Annotated in this window: 19 protein-coding genes; 9 read left to right on the top strand and 10 right to left on the bottom strand. The window is 62.4% G+C overall.

Annotated elements, in window-relative coordinates; all coding sequences use genetic code 11:
• The first annotated feature begins 6 nt into the window (after positions 1 to 6).
• The 7 genes from gap to J2T57_RS10085 all read left to right on the top strand — a co-directional run bounded on the left by gap (position 7) and on the right by J2T57_RS10085 (position 7,889).
• On the top strand, positions 7 to 1,023 hold the full coding sequence (gap, locus tag J2T57_RS10055) for a type I glyceraldehyde-3-phosphate dehydrogenase (RefSeq protein ID WP_253477463.1): 1,017 nt from the start codon (positions 7 to 9) through the stop codon (positions 1,021 to 1,023).
• Positions 1,024 to 1,072: 49 nt separating this feature from the next.
• Positions 1,073 to 2,518 carry a pyruvate kinase gene (pyk, locus tag J2T57_RS10060; RefSeq protein ID WP_253477465.1) on the top strand — a complete coding sequence of 482 codons (1,446 nt, stop codon included), beginning with the start codon at positions 1,073 to 1,075 and terminating at the stop codon, positions 2,516 to 2,518.
• Positions 2,519 to 2,746: 228 nt separating this feature from the next.
• Positions 2,747 to 4,024, top strand: coding sequence for an ABC transporter substrate-binding protein (locus tag J2T57_RS10065; protein ID WP_253477467.1), 1,278 nt, complete (start codon positions 2,747 to 2,749; stop codon positions 4,022 to 4,024).
• Positions 4,025 to 4,086: 62 nt separating this feature from the next.
• The gene (locus J2T57_RS10070; protein WP_253477469.1) at positions 4,087 to 5,013 is read left to right on the top strand and encodes a carbohydrate ABC transporter permease; all 927 of its coding nucleotides are present in this window, start codon (positions 4,087 to 4,089) and stop codon (positions 5,011 to 5,013) included.
• The gene (locus J2T57_RS10075; protein ID WP_253477471.1) at positions 5,010 to 5,834 is read left to right on the top strand and encodes a carbohydrate ABC transporter permease; all 825 of its coding nucleotides are present in this window, start codon (positions 5,010 to 5,012) and stop codon (positions 5,832 to 5,834) included. Before J2T57_RS10070 ends, J2T57_RS10075 begins: the two co-directional genes overlap by 4 nt.
• Positions 5,835 to 5,843: 9 nt before the next feature.
• A complete protein-coding gene (locus J2T57_RS10080) occupies positions 5,844 to 6,953 on the top strand; it encodes an ABC transporter ATP-binding protein (RefSeq protein ID WP_253477473.1) in 1,110 nt (369 codons plus the stop codon).
• Positions 6,954 to 7,097: 144 nt separating this feature from the next.
• Positions 7,098 to 7,889 (top strand): DeoR family transcriptional regulator, encoded by a 792-nt coding sequence (locus J2T57_RS10085; RefSeq protein WP_253477475.1) that lies wholly within the window; start codon positions 7,098 to 7,100, stop codon positions 7,887 to 7,889.
• Positions 7,890 to 7,893: 4 nt separating this feature from the next.
• Here J2T57_RS10085 and J2T57_RS10090 read toward each other — a convergent pair whose 3' ends face one another.
• From J2T57_RS10090 to J2T57_RS10105, 4 genes are all read right to left on the bottom strand, one after another.
• Complete coding sequence (locus J2T57_RS10090; protein WP_253477478.1) at positions 7,894 to 10,452, bottom strand: tripartite tricarboxylate transporter permease; 2,559 nt, start codon at positions 10,450 to 10,452, stop codon at positions 7,894 to 7,896.
• A gap of 68 nt (positions 10,453 to 10,520) precedes the next feature.
• Complete coding sequence (locus J2T57_RS22420) at positions 10,521 to 11,090, bottom strand: tripartite tricarboxylate transporter TctB family protein (protein WP_366519094.1); 570 nt, start codon at positions 11,088 to 11,090, stop codon at positions 10,521 to 10,523.
• Entirely contained in the window at positions 11,027 to 11,623 is a 597-nt protein-coding gene (locus J2T57_RS10100; RefSeq protein WP_253477484.1) for a tripartite tricarboxylate transporter substrate-binding protein, read from the bottom strand. Before J2T57_RS10100 ends, J2T57_RS22420 begins: the two co-directional genes overlap by 64 nt.
• 210 nt (positions 11,624 to 11,833) lie before the next feature.
• A complete protein-coding gene (locus J2T57_RS10105; RefSeq protein WP_253477486.1) occupies positions 11,834 to 13,171 on the bottom strand; it encodes a D-amino acid dehydrogenase in 1,338 nt (445 codons plus the stop codon).
• 144 nt (positions 13,172 to 13,315) lie between these two features.
• Between J2T57_RS10105 and J2T57_RS10110 the strand changes: the two genes are divergently transcribed.
• Positions 13,316 to 13,786, top strand: coding sequence for an Lrp/AsnC family transcriptional regulator (locus J2T57_RS10110; RefSeq protein ID WP_253477489.1), 471 nt, complete (start codon positions 13,316 to 13,318; stop codon positions 13,784 to 13,786).
• A 14-nt stretch (positions 13,787 to 13,800) separates the two neighbouring features.
• Positions 13,801 to 14,412 carry a GNAT family N-acetyltransferase gene (locus tag J2T57_RS10115; RefSeq protein ID WP_253477492.1) on the top strand — a complete coding sequence of 204 codons (612 nt, stop codon included), beginning with the start codon at positions 13,801 to 13,803 and terminating at the stop codon, positions 14,410 to 14,412.
• Here the strand turns inward: J2T57_RS10115 and J2T57_RS10120 are convergent.
• Genes J2T57_RS10120 through J2T57_RS10145 form a run of 6 tightly spaced genes read right to left on the bottom strand, consistent with a single transcriptional unit; the run spans position 14,394 to position 20,501 of the window.
• Entirely contained in the window at positions 14,394 to 16,058 is a 1,665-nt protein-coding gene (locus tag J2T57_RS10120; RefSeq protein ID WP_253477495.1) for a complex I subunit 5 family protein, read from the bottom strand. The two genes, J2T57_RS10115 and J2T57_RS10120, sit on opposite strands and share 19 nt — an antisense overlap.
• Positions 16,055 to 17,539, bottom strand: coding sequence for a proton-conducting transporter transmembrane domain-containing protein (locus J2T57_RS10125; protein WP_253477498.1), 1,485 nt, complete (start codon positions 17,537 to 17,539; stop codon positions 16,055 to 16,057). Before J2T57_RS10125 ends, J2T57_RS10120 begins: the two co-directional genes overlap by 4 nt.
• A complete protein-coding gene (locus J2T57_RS10130) occupies positions 17,536 to 18,981 on the bottom strand; it encodes a complex I subunit 5 family protein (protein WP_253477500.1) in 1,446 nt (481 codons plus the stop codon). Before J2T57_RS10130 ends, J2T57_RS10125 begins: the two co-directional genes overlap by 4 nt.
• Complete coding sequence (locus J2T57_RS10135) at positions 18,974 to 19,270, bottom strand: NADH-quinone oxidoreductase subunit K (protein ID WP_253477503.1); 297 nt, start codon at positions 19,268 to 19,270, stop codon at positions 18,974 to 18,976. The genes J2T57_RS10130 and J2T57_RS10135 overlap by 8 nt, the downstream gene beginning before the upstream one ends.
• Entirely contained in the window at positions 19,267 to 20,208 is a 942-nt protein-coding gene (locus tag J2T57_RS10140; RefSeq protein ID WP_253477506.1) for a hydrogenase subunit MbhD domain-containing protein, read from the bottom strand. Before J2T57_RS10140 ends, J2T57_RS10135 begins: the two co-directional genes overlap by 4 nt.
• Entirely contained in the window at positions 20,205 to 20,501 is a 297-nt protein-coding gene (locus J2T57_RS10145) for a cation:proton antiporter (RefSeq protein ID WP_253477510.1), read from the bottom strand. Before J2T57_RS10145 ends, J2T57_RS10140 begins: the two co-directional genes overlap by 4 nt.

Consider the following 20,501-nt stretch of genomic DNA (forward strand, 5'->3'; position numbering starts at 1 on the left):
ACTGACATGGCCTACCGAGTGGCGATCAATGGATACGGACGTATTGGCCGCAACGTGCTGCGAGCTCTCTACGAGACCGCCCGACGTGACGAATTCGAGATTGTGGCTATCAACGATCTGGGTGATGCAGCGACCAACGCGCACCTGACCCGGTATGACACCGTGCACGGGCGATTTGCCTCGGAGGTGAGTGTCGATGGAAATGACCTGCTAGTGGATGGGGATCGGATTCGCGTGTTCGCCGAACGGGACCCGTCACGCCTGCCCTGGGGCGATTTGGATGTCGACGTGGTCATGGAATGCACCGGGATGTTCAACAGCAAGGCAAAGGCCGGCGCGCACCTTGAAGCCGGTGCGAAGAAGGTGATCCTCTCCGCGCCGGGCGGCAGTGACGTCGATGCCACCATCGTTTACGGTGTCAATCATCATGTGCTCACCGCTGCCCACCAGGTGATTTCCAATGCCTCCTGCACCACGAACTGCCTGGCACCGATGGTGAAGCCATTACACGAGTCCATTGGTGTGGAGCGTGGCCTGATGACTACCATCCACTCCTACACCAATGACCAGGTTCTCACTGATGTCTATCACAAGGATCTGCGCAGGGCGCGCTCTGCAACCCAGTCGATGATTCCCACCAAGACCGGTGCGGCGGCTGCGGTTGGTCTGGTTCTGCCGGAACTGAAGGGGCGCCTTGATGGCTTTGCGGTGCGTGTGCCGACTATCAATGTTTCACTGGTGGACCTGACATTCGATGCAGCTCGGGAGACCAGCGCCGAAGAAGTGACCCATTTGCTGAGAGAGGCTGCGGCCGGCCCCATGAAGGGTGTGCTCAATGTCTGTGATGAACCCCTGGTATCCATGGATTTCAATCATGATCCTGCGTCCTGCACCTACGATCCGTCCCTGACCCGGGTTACGGAAGGGCGTTTGGTCAAGGTCTGCGCCTGGTACGACAATGAGTGGGGATTTTCCAATCGCATGCTCGACACAGCCGGTGCGCTGATGCGGGCTGCACAATAATAATCGCCGACTATCGCCTAACGATGGGTCGGCCGAGAGGAGGAGTGCCATGCCACGCCGAACAAAAATCGTCGCCACGCTCGGACCAGCATCCGACAGTGCGGAGATTCTCGAACAGCTGATTCGCGCTGGTGTCGACGTGTTCCGTCTCAACTTCTCCCATGGAGAGGCGGCGGATCATCAGCGCCGCGCCGAGCGCGTTCGGCAGGCAGCGGCCACGGTTGGCCGGGATGTGGGGATCCTCGCTGACCTGCAGGGCCCGAAGATTCGTATCGATCGGTTCCGGGACGGGCGGGTCACGCTGGAAGAGGGCGCTGCTTTCTGTCTGGACGCCGAGCTCGATGCCGAGGCCGGCACCAGCGAACGGGTGGGTATCGCCTACAAGGACTTACCCAGGGACGTCAGCCCTGGCGATCGGCTCCTGCTGGACGACGGCCTCATCGTCATGCGGGTGACGGAGGTGGAGGGCGCGCGCGTCCATTGCGAGGTCGAACTCGGCGGCCAGTTGTCGAACAACAAGGGCATCAATCGTCTGGGTGGGGGGTTGTCCGCGGGGGCCCTCACCGACAAGGATCGCCAGGATATCGTGACCGCGGCGTCCATGCAGGTGGACTATGTGGCCGTCTCGTTTCCGCGTTCCGCGGATGACATTCACGCGGCTCGGGCGCTGCTGACCGAGGCGGGAAGCCGTGCCGGCATTGTTGCCAAGATCGAGCGCGCCGAGGCGGTCGACGCCATCGAGGAAATCGTCGTCGCCTCCGATGTGGTGATGGTGGCCCGCGGTGATCTGGGCGTGGAAATCGGCGATGCGGAATTGCCGGGTGTGCAGAAGCGCATCATTTCCGTCGCGCGCGCCCTGAACCGCGTGGTCATCACCGCCACCCAGATGATGGAATCCATGATTTCCCAGCCTGCGCCAACGCGAGCCGAAGTGCTGGACGTGGCCAACGCGGTGATGGATGGCACCGACGCCGTCATGCTCTCCGCCGAGACGGCGGCGGGCAAGTACCCGGTGCGGACGGTGGAGGCGATGGATCGCGTCTGCCTCGGTGCCGAGCGTCAGCGGTTCACGCAGCGCTCCGGTCATCGCATGGACAGTCACTTCGAGCGCATCGACGAGGCCATCGCCATGGCCACCATGTATACCGCCAACCACCTGGAAGCCCGGGCAATCATTTCGCTGACCGAGTCGGGATCCACTGCGCTGTGGATGTCGCGGATCAGCTCGGGTATTCCCATCTACGCATTGACCCAGCATGAAGCGACGCGTCGTCGAGTAACGCTTTACCGGGGCGTGTATCCGGTGGGGTTCGAGATCATGCGGGCGAACCCCAACGTGGTTGTTCGGGACGCGGTGAACTGCCTGCGTGGAATGAATGCCGTTGCCGACGGCGATCTGGTAGTGATCACCAAGGGCGATCTCACCGGCGTGGCGGGTGGCACCAACACCATGAAGATTCTGCGGGTTGGAGAAGAGCCGGACCCCGTCGAGTGAGTGCAGCAAAGCGCATTTTCTTGTACTTTAGCTACAGGAAGTTCATCGATTGATGCCTTAGGGTGGCATCACCCCTTAAGTTATGCATAATGAACGTTCATCAATGTTCAGAGGTGAAAAACAAGCGGCATAAGGGTAGTAAAACTACAAGTCGCGACCCTGAGTCAGGTAGTACGGATCCCGGAATGACTCCGGGGAAAAAGGAAGGGAACGGAGGAGAAACCCCTAATGAAAGCAAAGCGCAATATTCTCGTTACTTGCGGCGCCCTCGCCATGATGGGCATGACCGCCCCCGCCAGCGCATCAGTGACCATATCCATCTCCTGCGGCGCCGTAGGACAGGAGCTTGAGCTTTGCCGCGAAGGCGCCGACGCCTGGGCGGAAAAGACGGGCAATCAAGTCGAAATCGTATCGACCCCGAATTCAACGACGGAGCGGCTGGCACTCTATCAGCAGATTCTCTCCGCTGAGGCGCGGGATATCGACGTCTACCAGATTGACGTGATCTGGCCAGGCATCCTCGGGGATCATTTCATCGATCTTGCCGACTACGCCGGAGACGCCATCGACGGACACTTCGAGGCCATCGTCGAGAACAACACCATGGATGGGCGCCTTATCGCCATGCCCTGGTTCACCGACGCCGGCGTGCTCTACTACCGCGAAGACCTGCTGGAGAAGCACGGGGAGTCCGTCCCCGAAACCTGGAGCGAAATGGCCGAGGTTGCCGAGCGCATCCAGAATGCCGAGCGCGAGGAAGGCAACTCCCGCATGTGGGGTTTCGTGTTCCAGGGGCGTGGCTACGAGGGCCTGACCTGCAATGCGCTCGAGTGGGTGGCGAGCTATGGTGGTGGCAACATCGTCGAAGCCGACGGGCAGATTACCATCAACAACGATGAGGCTGCTGCCGCCCTCAGCGAGGCTGCCAGCTGGATTGAGCGGATCAGCCCCCAGGGCGTGCTCAACTATGCCGAGGAAGAAGCCCGTGGTGTTTTCCAATCGGGCAATGCCGTGTTCATGCGCAACTGGCCCTATGCCTGGTCATTGGCCCAGTCCGAGGACAGCCCGATTCGGGGTAACGTCGGGGTGACCACCTTGCCTCACGGCGGTGGTGATAACAGCCCGGCTGCCGTGCTGGGTGGCTGGCAGCTCGCCGTCGCCAAGTACTCCGAGCACCAGGAAGAGGCCGCCGACCTGGTCATGTTCCTGACCTCCTACGAGGAGCAGAAGCGTCGGGCCATTCAGGCTTCCTACAACCCCACCATCGAGGCCTTGTACGAGAACGATGAAGTCCTCGAGGCCGTTCCCTTCTTTGGCGAACTCTACGAGACCTTTGTCAACGCGGTGCCCCGCCCGTCCACGGTGACTGGCGAGGAGTACAACCGTGTCAGCAGTGCCTTCTACAACGCCGTTCACGATGTCTTGCGTGGCCGTGCCGAGCCCGAAGCCCGCCTTGGGCAGCTCCACGGTGAGTACATGCGCATGAGTCGCGGCGGTAACTGGTAGAACGATAGGCGGGAGCGGGCCGGCAGCTGCCGGCCCGCTCTTTATGCTGCTGGAGGATCACCATGGCACAGACCTCGCGTTTGGCGCAGCATCGGGTGCGCACGGGCTGGCTGTTTCTGTCACCCATGATTGTGGTGCTGGCGTTCGTTGCCGGCTGGCCCCTTGTCCGCACCATCTGGCTCAGCTTCACGGATGCCCGGCTGGGGCGATTTAGTGATGCCGACTTCGTCGGCTTCGAGAACTACCTTGTCAACTACGATGGTTACTGGGCCGGGGTGCTGGCTGACCCCATCTGGTGGACGTCCGTCTGGAACACCCTCTACTTCACCGTGGTGTCGGTCTCGCTTGAGACCATACTGGGCGTTGCCATTGCGCTGATTCTCAACGCATCGTTCAAGCTGCGTGGCCTGGTTCGTGCGGCGGTGCTGGTCCCCTGGGCCATTCCCACCATCGTCTCCGCCCAGATGTGGGGCTGGATGCTCCACGACCAGTACGGAATCATCAACGAAATGCTCATGCAGATCGGCGTGATTGCCGCGCCGCTCGCCTGGACGGCCGATGACCAGCTGTCCATGTGGGCAGTCATCTTTGCCGATGTCTGGAAGACCACGCCATTCATGGCACTGCTGGCCCTGGCCGCCTTGCAGATGCTGCCCAAGGACTGCTACGACGCCGCCTATGTGGACGGCGTGCACCCGCTCAAGACCTTCTGGTACGTGACACTGCCGTTGATCAAGCAACCCTTGATGGTTGCGGTGATCTTCCGCTCGCTGGATGCGCTACGGGTGTTCGACGTGATCTACGTGCTGACGTCGAACAGCACGTCGACCATGTCGATGTCCATCTATGCCAGGCAGCAGCTGGTTGATTTCCAGTCGGTGGGTTACGGCTCCGCGGCCTCGACAGCACTGTTTTTCATCGTCGCGTTGCTGACCATCATGTACATCATGCTCGGCCGGGTGCGCCTCGGCGGGGAGGACGGGCGATGAATCACGTCAAGAAAGTGGGCTTTTATGCCCTGGTGGTATTCATACTTCTGCTTTCGCTGTTCCCGTTCTACTACGCCATCGTGTCTTCGATGCGCTCAGGGTCGGCGATCTTCGATGTCAGCTATTTTCCGACATCGATCAACTTCTCCAACTACGTAGCGGTTTTCGCGCAGCAACCCTTTGGACAGAACATTCTCAATTCCGTGATCGTGTCCGTGTCGGTTGTGGTGCTGTCCCTGTTTTTCGGATTAACGGCGGCCTACGCCCTGGGCCGTGTGAACTTCAAGGGTCGTCGACTGATGTTGTTGACGATACTCAGTGTGTCCATGTTCCCCCAGGTGGCCGTGCTCTCGGGTATGTTCGAGCTGATTCGCACCCTCGGTATCTACAACAGCAGCGGTGGCCTGATCCTGTCCTACATGATCTTCACGTTGCCGTTTACCGTGTGGATCCTCACTACCTTCATGCGAGACCTGCCCCAGGAGCTGGAAGAGGCGGCTATTGTTGACGGGGCTAGCCCCTTCACCATCATCACCAAGGTCTTCATGCCGATCATGTGGCCGGCCATGGTCACCACGGGACTTCTTGCCTTCATCGCAGCCTGGAACGAGTTCCTCTTCGCGCTGACGTTCACCCTCAGCAATGACCAGCGCACCGTACCCGTGGCGATCGCCCTGATCACCGGGGCCGGCCAGCATGAATTGCCCTGGGGCAACATCATGGCTGCGTCGGTGATCGTGACGGTGCCGCTGATCATCCTTGTGCTGATCTTCCAGCGTCGCATCGTTTCCGGTCTCACCGCCGGTGCCGTCAAGGGTTAGGGGGCTGACATGGCAGAAGTGGAATTCATCGGGCTGCGCAAATCATTCGACGATGTCGAGACCATCCACGGTATCGATCTCAGGATCGAGGATGGCGAGTTCGCCGTCTTCGTGGGACCGTCGGGCTGCGGCAAGTCCACCCTGTTGCGCATTCTTGCAGGGCTGGAGAATGTGACTGCCGGCGAACTGCGAATCGGCGGTCGCAATGTGAATCGTGTGGCACCCAAGCAGCGGGGTGTTGCAATGGTGTTCCAGTCGTATGCGCTGTATCCCCACATGACGGTGTATCAGAACATGGCCTTCGGCATGGATACGCCGCCTGGCGGAAAGGAGGCGTTGCGCGAGCTGGTGCTGGATGCTGCACGGATGCTGCAACTCGACCAGCTTCTGGATCGCTTGCCACGGCAACTTTCCGGCGGGCAGCGGCAGCGTGTGGCAATCGGCCGTGCGGTCCTCCGGGAGCCGGACGTGTTCCTGCTGGATGAGCCGCTCTCCAACCTTGATGCCTCGCTGCGGGTGCGCATGCGCATGGAAATGGCCAAGCTGCATCAGCGGCTGGAGAACACCATGGTCTACGTGACCCACGACCAGGTCGAGGCCATGACCCTGGCTGACAAGATCGTGGTATTGAACGACGGATACCTGGAGCAGGCAGGCGCGCCGCTTGAGCTCTACCACCATCCGGCAAATCGTTTCGTGGCCACGTTTATCGGCTCACCGAAAATGAACCTGCTGCGGGGCGAGGTGGCGGCGTTGTCCGATGCCGGTGCAACCGTTCGATTGCCTGACGGCAGGGAATTGCTGGCCGCTGTTGATGCCACCGGGCTGGAGGCTGGCGCCGCCGTTGAGCTGGGTGTCCGTCCGGAGATGCTTGGCATCGATAACGGCCACCAGGCCGAGGGTGATGGTTGGGTTCATGGCCGTATCTATGTGTCGGAGATGCTAGGCGAGGGCACGCTGCTGTACGTGAACCTGGAAGGTCAGTCCGAGCCGATGGTGGTCAAGCAGGAGGGCGTCCGGCGCTATGAGGAGGGCGCCGAGGTGACCGTGCGGATGGTGCCGGAGCATTGTCATCTGTTCCGTGCCGACGGACGGGCGCTGCCGCGCCTGGCGACCTGAATCGTTGCCGTCGCCGGTTGGTCTCCGGCCGCCGACGATGCGGGTTCGCTTTACCCGGGGGTCGGGCTGTGGCAGCTTGCTGGCAGTTCGGCGGTTCATACCAGCGGCGTGCCGCCCCGCACCGGGAACGAGTTGTGAGTGGCCATGGATCTCAACCGTAGGCAGCAGCAGATGCTGAGCTTGGTACGGCAGCAGGGTTTTGTGTCCGTCGAGGGCCTGGCACAGCATTTTGACGTCACGGCCCAGACGATACGACGGGATATCAATTCCCTGTGTGAATTCGGCCTGCTGCGCCGTTATCACGGTGGTGCTGGGCTGCCGTCCAGCGTCGAGAACGCGGCCTACTCCGCACGCCAGGTCTTATGGCTGGAGCAGAAACGCCGTATTGCCCAGGCTGTTGCAGCGGCTATCCCCGACCAGGCTTCGCTGTTCATCACCCTGGGGACCACGACGGAGGAAGTGGCCAAGGCCCTGCTGGATCGCCGTGACCTGCGCGTCATCACCAACAACCTCAATGTTGCCAGCATCATGAGTGGCAATCCCACCTTCGACGTGATCATTACAGGCGGCGTGGTACGAAACCGCGACCGGGGGGTGATTGGCGAGGCAGCCATCGACTTCATTCGCCAGTTCAAGGCGGATTACGCGGTGATTGGGATCTCCGGTATCGATCAGGACGGCACGCTGCTTGATTTCGACTACCGCGAGGTGCGTGTACAGCAGGCGATCATCGAGCACTCGCGTCGGGTCATGCTGGTGACGGACCACAGTAAATTCGGGCGAAACGCCCTGGTGCGACTGGGTGATGTCACGCAGATCGACACGCTGTTCACCGATCGCGAGCCCCCCGCCGCCATTCGCGCGCTGATGGAGGAGCACGGCCGCCACATTCATGTGGCCGGCGTCGATGCGGCATTCTCGCTAGCGGATGACTAGCTGATCAGTAGCCGAGGGCACAGCCATCCTTGCGGTGGTCCGAGGCGCCGGTGAGTACGCCGGATTCCCAGTCAATCCAGATCGCCTGTGAGCCGCCAATCGCCCGCGGTGGTGCGATCAGCTGATGCCCAAGGGCTTGCAGGCCTTCCCGCACTTCAGCGGGAATGGTGCTCTCGACCTGAACCGCATCGCTACCCGGCTCCGAAAACATGCGCGGCAGATCCATGGCTTCCTGCAAATCAAGGCCGTAGTCGAAGAGATTCGACAGGAAATAGGCATGACCGGTTGCCTGGTAGTGGCCGCCCATGACGCCGAAAGGCATGCGCGCACGCCCGTTCTCCATCACCATGCCGGGGATGATGGAGTGCAGGGGGCGCTTGCCCGGCGCGATCGCATTCGGGTGTCCTGGCTGGAAAGAGAAACTGCGTCCGCGATTATGAAACAGCACACCGCTCTTCGGCGACACGATGCCGCTCCCGTAGGGGGAGAATAGGGAATTGATGAAACTCACCGCATTGCGGTCGCGATCCACCACCGTGATGTACACGGTGTCCTCGTTGACTGGTGCCGTAACGGCGGGCAGCGGATCCAGCCTGCGCTGCGGATCGATGCGGCCACGCAATGTTTCAGCATGGGCTTCCGAGAGCATCCAGTCGATGGGGACGTTGGCCTGTGCAGGGTCGGCCACCAGAGCGTTGCGCACGTTGTAGGCCAGTCGGCCGGCTTCGATTTCCCGGTGCAGGCGCTCTGCCGACAGGGGTTCAACGCCACCAGGCTCATACCCGGAAAGCATGTTCAGGATAAGCAGCGCGATAATGCCCTGGCCATTGGGCGGGCACTCGTAGATGTCCATGCCCCGGAAGCGGCTGTGAATGGGCTCCACATACTCGCCGGCTACCGCCGCGAAGTCCTCCATGGTGTGCAGCCCGCCATGGCTTTGCAGATGACGCACCATATCCTCGGCAAGCGGGCCTTCGTAGAATGCCCGCTTGCCGCCATCAGCGATGGCCTGCAGAGTATTGGCGAGACGCGGCTGTCGATGCAGGGCACCGACACGCGGCGCGTCTGACTGGCCGTCCCGTATGCGTTGATTCATGCGGCGATTCTGGCGGATCGCGGCGATTACCGAGACAGCTGCGAGCACAAAGAATGTCAGGGCGATGGGTCGGGTGAAGAAGGTCGTCCAGTTGCTGTCGAGCTCCAGCGCCCGAATGAACTGCTGTTCCAGATTGCTGCCAAGGATGATGCCGAGTATCAGTGGCGTCAACGGTACGCCCGCCTTGTCCATGAGATAGCCCATAATCCCGAAGATGAACAGCACCCAGACATCGAACGTGTTGTTGTTGAGTACGAAGGCGCCAACTGCACAGAACAACAGGACCAGCGGCGCGAGGATCTCGATGGGTACCAGGGATACCCGTGCGAACCAGCGCATGAACAGGAACATGGTGATGATCATGAAGATGGCGGCAATGAACAGGCTGACGTAGATGCTGCCGATGAGTATGGGGTTCTGCTGGAACATCAGCGGCCCCGGGCTGATGCCATGCAGAATGAGCACGCCCATCATGATCGCCATGGGCAGGTCGCCGGGTATGCCCAGCGCCAGCGTGGGAATGAACGCACCGCCCACCACCGCGCTGTTGGAGGACTCCGAGGCAACGATGCCGTCCGGAATACCCTTGCCGTAGCGCTCCGGGCGACGTGAGGCCTTCTTGGCCTGATCGTAGCTGATGAAGTTCGCAACGGTGCCACCCGTTCCGGGCAGTGCGCCGATTGTCGCCCCGATGACCGAGGAGCGAAGCACGTTAACCTTCTGCTTGAGCATATCGAGCATGATCAGGCCGTAGGGAATGTGAATTCGCGTTTCCACCTTGGTGGCCCGCTCCTGGTCGCTGGACTCCAGGTTGCGCATGAGTTGGGAGAAAGCGAAAACCCCGATCATCACGGGCAGCAACTCGAAGCCGGAAGACAAACTCGAGATGCCGAAGTCGTAGCGCAGATTGCCGTTGCGGTCATAGCCGACCATGGTGATGAACAAGCCAAGTGCCGCCGCGATCAGCCCCTTGAGAATGGCGCCGTTGGAAAGACCCGCCACCAGTGTGAGGGCGAAGACAATCAGCGCGGTGATCTCCCAGGGCCGGAAGTTCAGGCTGTAGCGTGCGATCAGCGGGCCGAACATGATCAGAATGGCGAGACTGATCAGTGTGCCCAGGAACGATGCCAGCACCGCAATACCCAGTGCACGGCCAGGTTCGCCGTTTTTTGCCATGGGGTAGCCGTCGTAGACGGTGGTAATGGAGGATGGCGTGCCGGGGATGCCCAACATGATCCCCGAGACCATGCCGCCGGAGTAACCGCCGGCGAATACACCGATCATGAGCGCCAGCCCGTTCATCGGAGTCATGGCGAAGGTGAAAGGAAACACCATCAAAATGGCCATGACCACGGTGAAGCCGGGTACGGTGCCGCCGATGATCCCGACAATCACGCCGGTGAGAATCAGCGTCAAGGTCTGCAGGTTGCTGACCTCGATGAAGGCTGTCATGAAGAGTTCCAGCATTGGGTCTCTCCCGGCTCAGGGCAGTCGAACGCGTAGGCCGTAGGTGAAGGTGGCGTAGAGGGCCAGCGTCACCCCACCGTCAGCAGTCCGATCATCAGTGCCTGGCGCGGGCGGACTCGACCGAGTAGCAAGGCCTGCATGGACCCCACGAACAGCAGCGACGCGATAATGAATCCCAGCCTGGGCAGCAGCCAGGCATATAGGCCGAAGCCGGCAAACAGAAAGAATGTTCGTCGATAACGCTGCCAGAAGGCGGCAGCGTCCAAGCCGGGCTCATCCGTGGGAGTGGCCACCGGCAGACGAACCACGAAGCTTCTCACCAGCAAGGCCAGGGAGAGAACGCCAAGGATCACCAGAACGATGCGGGGGAAAAGTTGGAGCCGTAAGGTTGCCAGCTTGTTGGCCCGGGAACGCTCATTGTTTCCCAGAGCATCACGCTGGTGAACAAGAGGACGACAATCGCAAAGACGCGGTCCCTGACCATGGTGTGCCTCTTCATTATTCAGACGGACTTGGGCCGTCAGGCGCTGATGACGTCTGACGGCCCGAAGCGTTGCGCTATGTGCTGCGCTGCTTACTGGTCGAAGTCGATTTCCCGGGCCACGACGCCCAGGCTTTCCTGGCTGTTGTCCAGGAATTCCTGGTACTCATCCGGCGGCAGGAAATTGACCACGGAGCCGAACTCGTTGGTGATGCGCTCCACGAGCTCCTCGTTTTCCAGCGCGCGGCGAAATGCCTCGGCGATGATCTCGATGCGTTCCGGGGCCGTGCCGAGAGGGGCGAACAGGCCGCGGTTGGTGGAGTGCAGCACCTCAAGGCCCTGCTCCTGAATGGTTGGGGTGTCGGGCAGGCGACCGGGGCGTTCGTCATGGGCGACGCCGATGGGCCGGAACGAACCATCCTCGAAGAAGGAGCCGCCGGAGGGCAGGTTCAGCATGGTGAAGTCGATCTCGTTGGCGAGCAATGCGGGAACCTGGCTACCGGTGTCCGGATAGCCGATGAGTCGCACTTCATCCAGCGGAATGCCCGCTGCGTTGAGGAACATCACCCAGAAGAAGTGATCGGTGGACGTTGGAGTCATGCCGATGCGGGCGCCATTATCGCGGATGTGCGCCAGGGCGTCCTCGATGCCGGTGATGTCGGATTCCGCGTTGACTGCTGGAATGTTCACCGTCTGGCTGAGCAGGTAGAGACTGGTGCCAGTGGTCTCGAAAAGCCCGTCAAGCCTTCATGGCGCGCGAAACCTGGCGTGCGGGGGGAGTCAAGAGAACGGAAGACGGCAGCAGGCCGGCACTATTTTGCACTGCAATGGTGCGCAATGCGCCGACCTGCTCTTTGGGTGTGCGTCGACGCGCGATTGCAGCGCGTCGGGCGCTCCCGGTCAGGCGGCCAGACGGAGGGCTTGGGCGCGCTCGGCGCCAACGTCAAAGGCCTCGATCTGCGGCGCGCCCAGATCGCTGGCGACCTGGCGGGCCACCACATAGCCGCTGCCGCAACCCATGGTCCAGCCCAGGGTGCCATGGCCGAGGTTCAGATAGAGGTTGTCGAAGCCGCGGCGCTCCAGAATGGGCACGTTGCTGGGAGTCGCTGGCCGCAAACCTGTCCAGAACTGTACTTGCTCGTAATCCCCTGCATTGGGGAAGAGATTGCGCACGTTCTCGAAAATGGCATTGCAACGGGTCTGATTGATGCCCGTGTCGTAGCCCACCAGTTCCGCGGAGCCCGCCACCCGTAGCCGATCACCAAGCCTGCTGTAGACCAGCTTGTACTGGTCGTCGGTGAGACTAACAGTCGGGGCGTCATGCTCCGGACCCACCGGAATGGTCATGCTGTAGCCTTTCGCGGGATAGATGGGCAGGCGCACGCCATAACGTTTCAGGAACGGCGCAGCGTAGCTGCCCATGGCTGCAACCACCGTGCGCGCCTCTATACGGCTCGGGCGGTCACCATCAGCCCGGTCCCGCAGGTGAACGGCCCGCACACTGCCACCAGCCGTCTCCAGAGATTCAATGTCCTGGTTGAACAGGAATCGCACACCCATGCGCTCGCAGACATCGGCCAGTCCGCGGGTGAAGAGATGGATGTCGCCGCTCTCGTCCGAACGGGTGTAGGTGCCACCGATGATGTCCTGTCCGTGGGCGGCGAATGCCGGTTCCAGACGCAGGATTGCCTCCCGATCAACCACCTCGCGGTCACAACCCATCTCGCGCATCATCTCGGCCACCGGGATGGCACTCTCGAACTCCTTGCGATCCCGGTAGAAGTGAAGGATACCCTGGGTGCGCTCGTCGTAGCGGATACCCTCTCGCTCGCGGATTGCCTGCAGCATTTCCCGGGAGAATGTGGCGATCTCAACGATACGACGCGTGTTGGCCCGGCTGCGGGACGGCAGACACTCCAGCATCCAGCGGGCCAGCCAGCTCCACTGGGCAGGATCCATCTTCGGTCGATAGAGCAGCGGCGCCCCTGCGTCGAACAACCAGGTGAGCACTTTGCCGGGGGCAGAAGGATTGGCCCAGGGTTCGGCATGACTCACCGAGATCTGGCCACCGTTGCCATAACTCGTCTCCAGCGCCGGGCCGGGCCGACGATCCACCACGGTGACCTGAAGGCCCGACCGGGCGAGCCAGTAGGCGGTGGCGACGCCGATGATACCTGCGCCGAGGACGACGGCATCGGGTTTGTCAGCATTCTTGCGGGCGATGGATACGGTACTCATGGCGACCTCCTGGCCTCGTTCCGTTAGGAAGAACCAGAGCCTACCGGACCAGAGTTGGAATGTGCTTGCTTTTTGACTCACAAGAACCGCTATAATTAGATAGAAATTCTAATTATTTATAATTAAAGGAATAAAAATCTACTTATGAAGGATTCTGTGAAGCTTGACGCTACAGATCGGAAGATCATCGCTGCCCTCCAGCGGGATGGTCGACTGACCAATGCGCAACTGGCCGAGGAAGTGGGGCTCTCACCGACACCGGTGTGGCGTCGTGTGCGTCGGCTGGAGGAGCAGGGGGTCATCCGCGGCTATACGGCGATTATCGACCGCGCCAGTCTGGGCATGACCGAGACGGTGTTCGTCGACGTCACGATCAAGGGCCATTCCGAAGCCGTACAGCAGGCCTTCGCCGAGGCGGTGCTGCAAATCCCCGAAGTGCTCACGGCGCATTTCGTCAGTGGCGGATCGGATTTTCTGCTCCGCGTCGCGACTGGCGGGACCAGTGAGTATCATGATCTGCTCATCAACAAGCTTTATGGCTTGCCCGGCGTGCATGACGTGCGCTCCAGCTTTGCCTTGAAGACCATCAAGGATGACGGCCGGCTATCCCTTTGAATGGAGAATCATGCATGAGTGAGCGCTGGGTAACGCCCGTCACACTGACCGGGCAACACGTCCTGCTTGAGCCCATGGCCCTCGAGCACGTCGACGAGCTCAGCGCCGCCGCCTCCGACGGTCGTCTTTGGGAACTCTGGTACACCACGGTGGCTGCGCCAGAGGCAATGGCGGCGTCGGTGTCGCAGGCACTCGCCCGTCGCGAGCGTGATGGAGAGATGCCATTCATCGTGCGCGAAGCCGCCGACGGCAGGCCCATCGGCTCAACGCGATTTTGCAATGTCGAGGCGGAGCGGCAGCGACTGGAGATCGGCTACACCTGGTATTCGGCGAGTTATCAGCGCACCGCGGTGAACACCGAATGCAAGCTACTGCTGCTCGGCCATGCCTTCGAGACTCTGGGCGCCATAGCAGTGGAATTCCGCACCCACTGGTTCAATCATGCCTCCCGCGAGGCAATCGCCCGGCTGGGCGCCAAGCAGGACGGCGTGTTGCGCAATCACCAGCGTCTAGCCGACGGGAGCTACCGCGATACCGTGGTGTTCTCCATCATCAATCACGAGTGGGCAGCAGTGAAGCAGCACCTGCGCTTTCGCCTCGCGCGTCATCAGGCATCCAGCAGATAGAGCGCCGGCAGGAGCAGAACCAGCACCAACATCAACAAGGCGACGACCGGGGTGGATGGCTCGTGCATGGGCAGATCCCGCTTGAGGGTCGCAAGTGTCGGAACACGTTCCCGCATCCGGACAAGACTGCGCTTGAGCGCATTGAATAAGCGATCGATGGGCTGATACCCGGCTCGCAGCAGACGTTCGGCGGGGACAACGAGATCGCCCTCTGGCACGCCCGGCCAGCGTTTGATCGCACTCCCGGCCGCAAGAGCGAGTGCGGCGGCGACCAGTGCCGGCCAGACGCCGTCCCGAATTCCACCGAACTGCAGGGCATAAGCGCGGGCGCCGTCTCCGGCCAGTATCCAGGGTAGTGCCAGCCCCAAAGCGACCAGCACCAGCCAGGCAACTTCTACCCGATTGCGTGCGCCAGCAGGCGTCTGGTCGCGGCGGCGTGGCCAGGCCAGGACAAGAAACCTTGATAGCAGCAGCGCCGTGGTCACTGAGGTCAGCGTAATGAGCAGCGGGTAAGGGTCAGTCAGCCCGGCTTTCAACCCCGCTTTCGCCACCAGGCCGGACGTGAACGGCACCCCCACCAGCGCTGCTGCGGCGAGCACCGTGGCCGCGAGGAAGAGCGGCCGAACTGTCTTGATGTGATCAAGGGCGAGAAACAGCGCACCCTTTGCCAGGGCGTGGTGCAGGGCGAAGAGACCGATCACCGGCAACAGCAGATCCGACTCGGCGCGACCGCCCACGACCATGCCGACCGGTATTGCCAGTAAGCCCATCTGGCTGACGGTGGAGTAGGCCAGTACGGTCTTGGGGCGGTGTTGCAGGCAGCCGATCAGCGCCGCGGCGAATGCCGTCAGTAGTCCCAGCGCGATCAACAGATCTGCGGCCGGCAGCAAGGCGGCTTCCCCGGGGGGAACCAGGCGGAGCCAGCCCAGCAGCCCGCCCTTGACGATCACCGCCGACAACACGGCGCTGGCAGGTACCGGCGCCGCCGGATGGGCCAGAGGCAGCCAGACGTGCAGGGGCATCAGGCCCATCTTCACGGCAAAGCCGGCCAGCAGCAGCCCGCCCACCATGCCAGGGCTGGCGAGATCCGCATAGACGGCGGGCATGTCGCTGGCCGTAGGGTTGCCCGCCGCTGCGCCGAGTACGAACAGGCCGGCCAGCAATAGCGCTTCCCCGGCGATTGCCAGTATCAGGTAGATGCGTCCGGCCCGCAGTGCCTCATCGGTGCTCTGGTGCGCGATCAGGCCGTAGCCGGCGAAGGTCATCACCGCAAAGGAAAGATAGAACGACACCATGTCCTGGGTGATGAGTACCCCCATGTTGCCGGCCAGCGTGAGCAGGTAGCACATGGTGAAGCGCGGCCCGGTGTCGCCGGTGAACAGATCCTTTGCCGCCAGCGTTGCGACAAACCAGACCAGCGCCGCGGCCGCCAGCAGTGGCCGACTGACCACGTCCAGCCCCAGGGTTGTGCCCAGCATCAACCAGTCGAGCCGGATCGGTTCGGGGTTCAGCAGGGCGAGCAACAGCGCGATCAGCGCAGTACTTGCGACACCGGCGGCGGTTGCCTGTGGACCGAGCCGGCCGGATGGGGCGACAAGGGCCAGGGCCATGGGCAAGGCAGGGAGTAGTATCAGCAGCAAGGTCATCCGCCGTACTCCCGTTCGCCGATAAGTTCGACCCAGCCCAACGGGCTCAGAACGTAGCCGGCGAAGAGTCCGACACCCACCGAGGCCAGCCCCACGAATACTGTTGGCCCAAGCAGCCCCGGGCTCGCCTCGGCGACGCGGTTGTTGCCGTCTGCCGGTGGGTGAAACCAAATGCGGCGTAACAGGGGCAGGAAGTAGATGGCGTTGAGTACGGTGCTGGCAATCAGCACGGCGATGATCCAGTACTGCGCGGCCGCCACCGCACCCAGCCCCAGGTACCATTTGCTCACGAAGCCTGCCAGCGGCGGCACACCCATCATGCCGAAAGCCCCCAGTGTGAACATGGCGCTGGTCCAGGGCATGCGCCTACCCATGCCGTCGAGTTCATCAATGGCATGAATGCCATGGGTCTCCGCGTAGCCCCCGGCGCAGAAGAACAAGGTGATTTTCATCAGACCCTGATGCACCAGGTGTACAAGACCACCGATGGTGGCAAGGGGGTTGCCGATGGCGACACCCAGGACCACGTAGGACACTTGGCTGACCGTGGAAAACGCCAGTCGCCGTTTCAGATCCGTCTGCCAGATGGCCCGCAGCGAACCGTAGATGATGGTAATGGCGGCAATGATGGCCAGGCCCGTATTCAGATCCAGCACTTGCACCAGGTCGACGCCGTAGACGTCATACACCACCCGCACGATGCCAAAGGCGCCGGCCTTGACCACGGCCACGGCGTGCAACAGGGCACTGACCGGCGCCGGCGCCACCATGGCCAGGGGTAGCCAGCCATGCAACGGAACCAGCGCCGCCTTGACCCCGAGCCCGACCATCAGCATCACGAACACGACCGACAGGACAACGGGGTGAGTCTCTGCCAGGTGCAGCAGGGTGCCGCCAGCAACGAAGTCGGCGCTTCCGGCGATGTTGTAGAGCAGCACGATGCCGAGCAGAAAGACCGCGCTGCCCGCCAGTGTGTACTGCAGGTAGACGCGGCCCGCCTGCATGGCCTTGGGTATGCCGCGATGGACCACCAAAGGCCAGGTGGCGAGGGTCAGCAGTTCATAGAAAATGAAAAAGGTGAACAGGTTTCCCGCCGTTGCGATGCCCATGGTAGCGGCGACGCAAAGGCTGAAAAAGCCGAAGAAACGCGCCCGGTTGGGTGCATGCTCCAGATAGGCGATGGCGTAGATGGTGGTGGCCAGCCAGAGGATCGCCGACAGGGTGGCGAACAGCATGGTGAGGGCGTCGGCGTGGAGGACGAAGTCGAGCCCCGGTAGCAGCGGCAGCCGCACTACGAACTCATGCCCCTGCCGCACGCCCCACAGCATGACTCCGATCAGCACCAGCTTGAGACCGGCGCCGGTGAGGTTCAGGCCGATCCGCAACCGGTGCCAGTTTTCACCGGCGGAGAAGACGGCCACCGCCGTCACCAGCGAGGTCATCAGAACCCAGAGGGGCATGGCCTGGTAGGCGGCGCTCATGCCGGGGCCCCCGGCAGATCACCCAGCAGATCGAGGATGGGTGCTGCGGTGAAGCCCAGCGCCAGGGAGAGCAGGGCGAGCACCATGGCACTCCAGGCAAGAAAGACGGAGGGTACCGGTCCCGGTCGGTCGATGGCTGGCCCCGGTGAGTGCAGGAAGGCGTAGCGCAACACCCGGAAGATATAGCCTGCTGCCAGCAGTCCACCGCTGAGTAGGACTGCGGCCCACCACCACTGTCCGGTCTCCAGTGCCGCGCTAAGCAGCAGCCACTTGGCAACGAAGCCACCACTGGGCGGCAAGCCCATGATGCTGACCCCCGCCAGGGCAAAGGCCATGAGGCTTAGCGATAGCGGGCGATCCAGTCCGCGCAGTTCAGTCAGCCGGTCATGCCCCACGTACAAGAGCACATTGCCGGCTGCGAGAAACAGCGCCGCCTTGGCGACACCGTGGGCCAGGCCGTGATAGACGGCGCCCTGCCAGGCCTGGGTGACGGCCAGCGGGAAGAACAGCAGCATGTAGCCAAGCTGCGCCACCGTGGAGTAGGCCACCACTAGCTTCAGGCGCTGCTGGCGAAAGGCGAGAACGGAACCGAGGATGATGGCCGTCGCCCCCAGTACCCCGAGCAGTTGCGCCACCGCCTCGCTGGGCAGTCCCGCCAGTGGCCCTGTCCACAGTCGCAGCAGCAGGTAGACGGCAGCTTTGACCACCAGTGCAGAGAGCAGGGCGCTGACGGCGGCGGGCGCATTGCCATGGGCATCCGGCAACCAGACATGAAAGGGCAGGATCGCGGCCTTGATCAGAATGCCGAGGATCAGGCAGGCGGCTGCCGCGCTAGCAGTGAAGCCGCCCTCGGCCAGAGCCGGTTGTACCAGTGCCAGATCGAGGCTGCCGGCAAGTCCGTAGACCAGTGCCACGCCGGCGAGATAGATGAGTGAGCCGAACAGGGCGTAATGAAGGTAGCGCAGGGCGGCGTCCACCGTTTTGCCCGGCCCTGCGAGCAGCAACAGGGGAATTGCTGCCAGCGAGACCAGTTCCAGCGTCACGTAGATGTTGAACAGGTCCCCCGACAGGAAGAGCGCGTTCAGTGAGCCCCAGAGCAGCAGCCAGAGGGCCCAGAAATGGTGGGCCTTCTTCGTCTGCTGTCGGTAGTACGCCAGGGCATAGACTGACACCATGGCGCCCACGGTGGTGGTCAGCAACAGCATCACGGCCGCCAGGCCGTCCATGCGCAGCTGAATTCCCAGCGGCACCTCCCAGCCACCCAGGCTGTGTTCAGGCACGCCGTGACGCGCGAATACGCCGATAAGTGCTGCGGTCACAAGCACGGTGGCGATGCTGGTGGACAGTGGTAACACCAGCAGCCAGCGTCGACCCGCGAGAAACTGCAGGATGCCGCCGACAAACGGCACGAACACCGCCAGTACGGGGAGCGCGTCAGCCACCTCTGCGCTCCCGGCGGGCGTTGTCCTCCGCGGCCTTGCGTCGTACCAGGGCGAGGCCGAAGGCGGTTGCACTGACCGCAATCACGATTCCGGTCAGTACCATGGCGTGGGGTACCGGATCCGGCCCCTCGGGCAATCGGCGGGCGATCAGGATCAAGGCCAGGAACACGCCGTTGCCGAAGATGTTGATCGCCAGGAGACGGCGCAGCGGATGCGACTGCACCGCAAAACCGTAAAAGCCGATGGCAAGCAGGGCCGCCGCCGCCAGGGCGTAGGGGTCGACAATCATCGGGCCTCTCCCTGCCGCAGGGCATTGGTGCCGGTGAACAGCAGCAACAGGGACACGGCGATGGACGCGGCCAGGCTGAACTCGATGATCAGCATGATTGGTGTTACGAAACCTGCGGGATAGGTCATGAAAGTGCCTTGCCAGGGCATCAGCGCGAGGCCGATGGCAATGAAGACCAGTACACCCAGCGTGAGTACGCTTCGCAGAGCAAGGGTGCCATCGGGGGCTCCGGCGAGACGCCCGCAGAGCACCAGCATCACACCGGCGCCCGCCAGCACGGCGCCTCCCTGGAAGGCGCCGCCGGGCATGTAGGCCCCCGCCCAGACCAGGTAGGCGCCAACCAGCAACAGCATGGGTGCATATACCGTGGCCAGTGTTGTTGTGAGTGGTGACCCGTGCTCATCCTTCTCGTCAGGCGCGTGTTCGAATAGCGGGGAGCGGGCCAGCACCGCGCCGATCAGCGCCATCAGGAGCACACCCATCTCGAGTAGCGTGTCGTAGGCGCGGAAGTTGAGCAGGACTGCGGTTACCGGTTGCTCCACCCCGGCGGCATCGAGGCTGTCCAGTGCCAGGGCGCCGGCAGAGTCGTCTCCGGGAACGAGGCCCGTCAGCGCCCAGGCGGCACCCAGGCCAAAAGTGAGGCTGCCTGCTGCCGCCAGCCAGCGCACCAGTGGGCTTGTCGGAGGTGTCTGCGTGTCGTCATCGCCATGGGCACGCAAGTAGCGCCAGGTGCTGAGTAGGAGCACGCCGAGCAGCCCGGCACCAATGGCAGCCTCCGCCAGGGCGAGGTCCGGTGCATCCAGCCGGGCCCAGGACAGCGCCAGCACCAGACCCATCACGATGAAGCCGACAATGGCGGCGAAAAGGCCCCGGGCAGTGACGCATTGCAGGGCGAGCAGTGTGATCATGACAGCGAGCAGGGTGTCGAGCAGGGTCATGATCGCTCCTGCCTGGCTTCATCCTCGGTGAGACGGTGGCCGGCAACCAGGTGACAGGCAATGGACGCCGCCACCACCGCCACCAGCCACACCAGGGCGATCAGGCACGCAAGACGCCAGGAACCCCAGAGCAGGGCCACGCCCACGGACAACAGCCCCAGTCCTGTATTGTCCGCCTTGGTCAGGGCATGGAGTCGGGTGTAGAGGTCGGGAAAGCGCAGCAGGCCCACCGTTCCCGCCAGGTAGAACAGCAGTCCGGCAACTATCAGCAAAGCTGCGATGGCTTCGAGCAC

It is taken from the genome of Natronocella acetinitrilica (assembly GCF_024170285.1).
In the GTDB taxonomy this organism is placed as follows: domain Bacteria; phylum Pseudomonadota; class Gammaproteobacteria; order Nitrococcales; family Aquisalimonadaceae; genus Natronocella; species Natronocella acetinitrilica.